We start from the raw sequence: 6,823 nt of genomic DNA on the forward strand, positions 1-6,823 counted from the left end.
GCATTGGTCAGAATACACCTGATCAGCCACGTTGATGTGTTTTGGATGGTGCAAAATAGCCGAAGGACATACCAAAAACGAAAAAAGCGAAATAAATCACCCTGCCTTCAGACTTCTTTGTTCTAAAATAAGGGGGAGGTGGGTTTTGGGGAAACTAAAAAGATGTATTGATATTCAATAGATTAACAACTAATTTTGCCCTATTTGAAAGATTGCCCGTTTAGTAGTGTAAAAGAATAAATGTTTTCTCTTTGTACTTTCAAGTCGTTCATGGCAGTTTCAGGATCGTCGTATTTTCCTTTAGTAATAAGCATTTCAGGAGCTTTGTATTTTGTACTTCTATCGGTAGCCATTGCTATGATTTCGCTGTCGGAAAATTTAATCTCTTGTCTGCGTTCTGGGTTCAAAGGTTTTTCCATATTTTCTTTTACCATTTTGAAAATCATATTTTCTGTAAGGATGATATGCTCCAGACATTGACTAATGCTCCATGCTTCTTTAGATGGTTTAAAGTGCAGTTGTTCATTGGTTAATCCTGAAACACTTTTTTTTAGAGTATTAAAGGTTTCGTCATAATAATCTAAAGCAAATGCATAGGGGCTTTCCTGAGCTTCCAAAACTTCTTTCAGGTTTTGAACGCCTTGTTCAAAATCTTTATTCATGTTGTAGCAAAGACTAATCAAATTGAATGGATAAGGCGTTTTACCATCAACTACCCAGCTTACTTTGGTTTGATTATCTGCAACAGCTTCCGTTTTAAAATATGATTTTGCGGGTTCTGTTCCATCCATTAAAAAGAGATCAATCGTTATGCGTTGGTTTTCTTCAATTCCGGTAATAACCTGTGAACCGTTGCCCACTTCATCGCTTGTCCATTTGTATTTATAGCCTACGGTTCCGTCTGTTCCTTCTTCGGTTACTTTAATGTTGGGATCCATTTTAAACCAAACACCAAAATTTTCCTGATTTTTAACGTGTTTTACATAATTAAAAACTTCTGCATTGGGTTTATTGATAACGGTGGTTCCTTCTGCATGAAATGTTTTTGGAACAAACAAAGCTACAATTAGCAGTAAAGCGATAATGCCTAAAATGGTAAAAAGGGTGTATTTTAAAAATTTCATAGCTTATGGTTTTATTGCATTTTTTTATTTCCTTCAAAGTGAATCATCCAGCAAATACCGAATTGATCTTGAAAAGAAGCGTACAACTCTGCCCAAAACTGCTCGCCTAAAGGCATTTCGATATTTAGGGCATTTTCACTTAACGCCTGATACAAGTCTTTTGCCTCCTGAGCTGTTTCAGTATCAAGCATGATGTACGTTGAAGTACCGTTGATAATTTTCTGACCAAATCCTTCGATACAATCCGAACCCATTAACATGGTACTGTCATTGATCATAATTGCCGTGTGCATGATTTTCTGCTTGTCTTCATTGTTCACTGGAAATTCCGGATTTTCGGGCATATCTCCAAAACGATATGTTCCTGTGCTTTGCGTGTTAAATACTTTTTCGTAAAAGGTAAAAGCCTCTTCACAATTTCCGTTAAAATTTAAATAAGCGTGAATTTTTGCCATAATTTCTGGTTTTTTAGTATGTACTTTCAAAAGTAAAAATAGCGAACAAAAAATATCTTGCCATAAGACAAGTTTTATTTTAAATCTTTCCTGATTCTGCTTAAAGAGGTGTCTGTGATGCCTAAATAGGAGGCGATATATTTTAAAGGAACGGTTTGGAAAATATGAGGTTTCTGTTCCAAAAGTTTTTCGTAGCGTTCTGTAGCCGATAAAGTTAACATTTCAATACTGCGTTCTTTTAATTCAAAAAGAGCGTTTGACATCCAGGTGCGTCCCCATTCCCTGAAACCATAAATGTTGTGAAACAATTCCTGAAAATCGTCAAACGAAATGCAGAGTAAAGTACAATTGGTGAGGCATTGCCAGTTTTCGACCGTTTTTTTCTTCTGAAACAACGCGTTTACATCGATAACCACTTCGGGACTGGTGTATAAATTTATCGTAATCTGGGTTCCGTTAGAATCATTTACAAAACCATGCACTGTTCCATCAATTAAGATATAATAGCAGTTTAAAAAGTGAGCTTGTTGCAACAAAAAAGTACTTTTTTCATGCGATATGATACGATGTTTGTTTAAAATGGTTTCGTAATCTTGTTCTGTTAAATGTTCATTCTGATAGCACTTTTTTATAACGGATAGCAACATGTTTTTTAGTAATTTAAAACTTTGAAGATAGAATAAAAAAACAAATACAACTTGTTAAAAATAGGATTTTAAATCCTTTTAACGATTAAAAAAAAGTAAAAAAGATGTAATTTAGCAAAAATCAATTATTTTATGGAATTATACTACACGTTTTCAGTTTTAATCGTACTCGCCTCGTTTTTTGCTTATTTAAATTTACGTTTTTTAAAATTACCCGGAACCATAGGTATCATGATTATTGCTATGTTGGTATCGGTAGCGATACGTTTGGTGGGCGATCAATATTTTCCTGAAACAACTCAAGAATTCTTTCAACTAATCCGCGAGTTTGATTTTACCGAAATTCTTATGGGTGCCATGCTTAACTTCCTGTTATTTGCCGGTGCTTTGCATATTAATATTTCGGATCTGCGTGAGCACAAATGGCCTATTTTAACTTACGCATCCGTCAGCGTGGTGTTGTCGGCATTTATTATCGCCGGTTTGTTTTATACTGTTGCACCAATGCTGGGACTCGAAATACCTTTTATTTATTGTTTGTTGTTTGGAACGTTAATTTCACCAACCGATCCTATCGTTGTATTGGGAATTTTGAAAGAAGCCAAAGTTCCAAAAATGATCGAAACAAAAATTACCGGAGAATCACTTTTTAACGATGGTGTAGCCGTGGTAATGTTTGCCGTGGTGTTAAAAATGGCAACAGATACCAGCTTTGATGCCACGTTTGGTTCTGTTTCAAAATTGTTTTTGCTTGAAGCCGGTGGCGGAATTCTGTTAGGTGCTTTGTTAGGATTTACAGCCAGTAACGTAATGAAAAAAATTGATGATTATAAAGTATCGGTTCTTATCACGCTGTCTATTGTAATGGGCGGATTTTTAATTGCCAAACAATTACATTTTTCATCGCCACTTGCCATGGTAATTGCCGGGTTGATTATCGGTAATTATGGAAAATCGGTTGCAATGAGCGAAACCACCCGCGACTATTTAAGCAAATTCTGGGAACTGATTGATGAGATTTTAAACGCAATCTTATTCCTTTTTATAGGTTTTGAATTGTTAATGCTACCTGATTTACAAGAACAGTTACTGTTAGGTGTTATTGCTGTTTTTATTTGTTTACTGGCACGAAGCTTAGCTATTTTTATACCGGCAAGTACCATATTGCGTAAAAATACCTATTCCAAAGGTTCGTTAACCACAATGGTTTGGGGAGGAATCCGGGGCGGTGTATCTATTGCATTAGTAATGAGCATACCCAATTCTGTTGGCGATATAAAAGATATTTTGCTGGAAGTTACCTATATTGTAGTTCTGTTTTCAATTGTTGTACAAGGATTAACTGTTGGTAAAGTTGCCAAAAAAGTTTTAAAAGATGATGAACCTGCTGATATTAATGAAGCAGCATAAAAAAACAGCAACCATTTCGGTTGCTGTTTTTTTTATATTAATCCGGCACGTTTTAATAACGCCTCGGGCGAAGGTTCTTGTCCGCGGAATTTTTTATAAAGCGTCATTGGGTGATCTGTTCCACCTTGCGATAATACATTTTCCTTAAATTTTGTAGCAATTTTTTTATTAAAAATTCCATTTTGTTTAAAATAATAAAATGCATCGGCATCTAAAACTTCAGCCCATTTGTAAGAGTAATATCCTGCAGCATATCCACCTGCAAAAATATGTGAGAAAGCGGTACTCATGGCATTTTCTGCTACATCAGGGTACAATTGAGTAGAGGCAAATTGTTTGTTTTCAAACTCTTTTAAACTTTTGATAGCTGATGGATTGGTTGTGTGCCAGCCCAGATCCAGCAAACCAAAACTTAATTGGCGTACGGTGGCTAATCCTTCTAAGAAATTTGCACTTTCTTTTATTTTCTCAATATATTTTTGCGGAATGGTTTCGCCTGTTTCGTAATGTTTGGCAAACAATGCCAATGTTTCGGGTTCATATACCCAGTTTTCCATAATCTGGCTTGGCAGTTCTACAAAATCCCAATAAACCGATGTGCCTGATAGTGATGGATATGTGGTATTTGCTAACATTCCGTGTAAAGCGTGACCAAATTCGTGAAACAAAGTGGTTACCTCGTTAAACGTTAGTAACGATGGTTTTGACGGAGTGGGAGGTGTGAAGTTGCATACAATAGAAATATGCGGACGTTCGTTTTTGCCATCTTTAATCCATTGCGATTTAAACGATGTCATCCATGCCCCGTTGCGTTTGCCTTTTCTCGGAAAAAAATCAGTATAGAAAACAGCGACTAAATTTCCAGATTCATCAGTCACTTCAAAGGTTTGAACATCTTCGTGGTATTTGTCAATGTTGTGAACTTCGGTAAATGTTAGTCCGTATAATTTGTTAGCCACTTCAAACGCACCGTACAATACATTTTCTAATTGAAAATAAGGTTTCAGCAGTTCGTCATCTAAATTAAAACGCTCTTGTTTTAATTTTTCACTGTAATAACTTCCGTCCCATTTTTCTAATCGATTAATTCCATCTAATTTTTTTGAATAAGCAGATAATTCTTCAAATTCTTTATCGGCAGCAGGTCTTGCTTTTTCCAATAATTCATTAAGAAAATTAAAAACGTTTTCCGGATTTTGTGCCATTCGTTCTTCCAAGACAAAAGCGGCGTGGTTTTGATAACCCAATAATTGTGCACGCTGGTTACGCAATTTTACAATTTTAAGAACAATTTCTTCGTTGTTGTAATCGTTTTTTTGAAAACCTTTTTTGCCATTTGCAACAGCGATTTCTTTACGTAATTCACGGTTTTTTGCATAGGTTACAAAAGGCAGGTAACTTGGATAATCTAACGTAAAAACCCAGCCTTCTTTTTTTTCTTGTTCGGCAAGATTTTTAGCAGCTTCAATAACACCGTCTGGTAATCCGGCTAAATCTTCTGCGTTTGTAATGTGCAGTTGATACGCATTGGTTTCAGCCAGAACGTTTTCGTTGAACTGCAGTGATAAAACAGCCAATTGTCCATCAATTTCACGAAGTTTGGTTTTGTCGGTTTCGTTTAATAAAGCTCCGTTGCGTACAAAGCCTTTGTATGTCTTGTCTAACAACATTTTTTGCTCGGTAGTTAGTGTGTTTGTACCAACAGTGTCATGAACAGCTTTTACCCGAGCGAATAAATCCGGATTTAAAGAAATATCGTTGCTAAAAGCAGACAGTTTCGGTGCTATGATTTGTGCAATTTTTTGCAGATCTTCATTGGTTTCTGCCGAATTCAGGTTGAAAAAGATGTTCGAAATACGATCTAACTGCATACCCGAAAAAGCCATGGCTTCAATGGTGTTTTTGAAATCGGCAGTATCTTTGTTTTCTATAATCTGTTGGATTTCCTGTTTGGCATCGGCAATCGCCTGATTAAAAGCTGGTTCGTAATCTTGTGTATTAATTTGAGAAAACGGAGCGGTATCAAAGGCGGTTAATAATATATTTTTCATAATTTGCTTTAAAGATTAAATTTTAAAATTACAGATTTTATCGTTAATGAAATATTAAAGCTAAATGAAAATTTCTTACATTCGATTTTTAAGCTTTACTTATGAAGAATTATCTATTTATTGTTTTTGTCATTTTCCTTTACTCGATAAGTTTTGGGCAAAATATTCCATTTAATCCTGAAAAATATTATACAACTAAAGACTCTGTTTTATTGGCTTCTTTTGAAGGCGATATTGTGTATGTTTTGAAAGAGGATTTTAATGACGTAGTAAGTAAGCATCCCGAGTTTTTTGTTGAATTTCCAACTGAACCAGATAATACTTACGTGAAAAATTCAGATGAACAATTTACGAGCGAAGTAGGGCAGGATGATTATTATTTATATTACGCTTATTTTCTAAGCTACACCAACGAAATGTATAAAATTGATGATGATTTTGATCATCAACGTAACAAAATAATGATTATTTATACTCGATTAAACAGAATATTTAGCTTGCTGAATGGTGGCGGTTCAGGATATACGCACTTGTACAGACGTACTTTTGGCGAAGCAGAATATGCGGTTTATTTATACGCTTTAACGCGAAAAGATTTTACAGTAAAATACGATATTACTAAACAAAAAGATTTATTTAAGCAAGCATTACAACAAATTGTTACTGACAGGTTAGAAAATACATTTGATATTCATTAAACTGAAAAACCAGAGTTGAAAAAGGAACTATTTACTTTAATCAATGAAATTGATGCTCAAATAACAGATGCTTTTTACCTTACACAAGCACAAAAATTTTATTATAATAGTTATGCAACTTGGTAAAGATTTAAATTAATCTAAGGTTTTTTTACTCCTGCAAGGTCTTTTTGACCTTGTAGGTAAAATTTTTATCAATAACATAGAGGCTGTCTAAAAAGTCACAAAACGCAAAAATCCCGAAAATTTTCGGGATTTTTTTTTGTGTTTATACCCTCAAAATATGTATCTTGAGCTCGTTATGATAAACAAGTCAAAAATACGCTTTAAGTCGCTACCGGCCAATAGTCCAAGTCTTTTTTCTGAAGATATTTTTAATAAAATTCCTCAAAACCATCCCGTTCGATTGGTTAACGAAGTAGTCAACCAATTAAATAT

Annotated in this window: 6 protein-coding genes; 2 read left to right on the top strand and 4 right to left on the bottom strand. The window is 34.7% G+C overall.

Annotated features, from left to right (window positions below; translation table 11 throughout):
* Window positions 1–200: 200 nt before the first annotated feature.
* The 3 genes from BLW20_RS14135 to BLW20_RS14145 form a co-directional block, all read right to left on the bottom strand.
* On the bottom strand, window positions 201–1,124 hold the full coding sequence (locus tag BLW20_RS14135) for a DinB family protein (protein WP_091102782.1): 924 nt from the start codon (window positions 1,122–1,124) through the stop codon (window positions 201–203).
* A gap of 11 nt (window positions 1,125–1,135) precedes the next feature.
* On the bottom strand, window positions 1,136–1,579 hold the full coding sequence (locus BLW20_RS14140) for a VOC family protein (RefSeq protein ID WP_091102785.1): 444 nt from the start codon (window positions 1,577–1,579) through the stop codon (window positions 1,136–1,138).
* 74 nt (window positions 1,580–1,653) lie between these two features.
* Window positions 1,654–2,226 (bottom strand): Crp/Fnr family transcriptional regulator, encoded by a 573-nt coding sequence (locus tag BLW20_RS14145; protein ID WP_091102789.1) that lies wholly within the window; start codon window positions 2,224–2,226, stop codon window positions 1,654–1,656.
* 132 nt (window positions 2,227–2,358) lie between these two features.
* On the opposite strand from BLW20_RS14145, the gene BLW20_RS14150 reads away from it, so the two are divergent.
* Entirely contained in the window at window positions 2,359–3,636 is a 1,278-nt protein-coding gene (locus BLW20_RS14150; protein ID WP_091102797.1) for a cation:proton antiporter, read from the top strand.
* A 32-nt stretch (window positions 3,637–3,668) separates the two neighbouring features.
* On the opposite strand, the gene BLW20_RS14155 is transcribed toward BLW20_RS14150, so the two are convergent.
* Window positions 3,669–5,687 carry a M3 family metallopeptidase gene (locus BLW20_RS14155; RefSeq protein ID WP_091102800.1) on the bottom strand — a complete coding sequence of 673 codons (2,019 nt, stop codon included), beginning with the start codon at window positions 5,685–5,687 and terminating at the stop codon, window positions 3,669–3,671.
* Between the two features lie 101 nt (window positions 5,688–5,788).
* On the opposite strand from BLW20_RS14155, the gene BLW20_RS14160 reads away from it, so the two are divergent.
* Window positions 5,789–6,385: a hypothetical protein gene (locus tag BLW20_RS14160; protein ID WP_091102803.1), complete on the top strand. Its 597-nt coding sequence runs from the start codon at window positions 5,789–5,791 to the stop codon at window positions 6,383–6,385.
* Window positions 6,386–6,823: the final 438 nt, after the last annotated feature.

Source organism: Paenimyroides marinum, assembly GCF_900108395.1.
Lineage (GTDB): Bacteria > Bacteroidota > Bacteroidia > Flavobacteriales > Flavobacteriaceae > Flavobacterium > Flavobacterium marinum.